Source organism: Paenibacillus xylanexedens, from assembly GCF_007676705.1.
Classification (GTDB): Bacteria; Bacillota; Bacilli; order Paenibacillales; family Paenibacillaceae; genus Paenibacillus; species Paenibacillus xylanexedens_C.
The window spans coordinates 1-246 of sequence record NZ_VEBF01000542.1 but is presented as its reverse complement, the minus strand read 5'-3'; the positions used below and the strand labels follow the sequence as shown (position 1 = coordinate 246).

The window sequence follows — 246 nt, the reverse complement described above, 5'->3', positions numbered from 1 at the left end:
GGTTCGGTATGGTATACGATTGGTTGGGGTGACATTGAAGAGAAAGTGCGTGAGAGTAATGTTCAGATATTGGATGAGACCGAAATGGGGGTAGAGGAAGTACTACGGAGTGTGGAATTGTCATCGATGCAGTATGTGAATTCGTCTTTGGTATTAGAAGGGATGAAGAAAGGAGTGGAGAGTAGGGAATTGGAGGAGATTGGTGATGTGAGATGGGGGTTTAAGAAGTTGGAAGGGGTTAGGAAG

1 pseudogene is annotated in these 246 nt (G+C 45.1%); it reads left to right on the top strand.

The window, feature by feature from the left end:
• Positions 1 to 246 (top strand): annotated as a pseudogene (locus FS628_RS32310) (hypothetical protein); the annotation flags it as partial.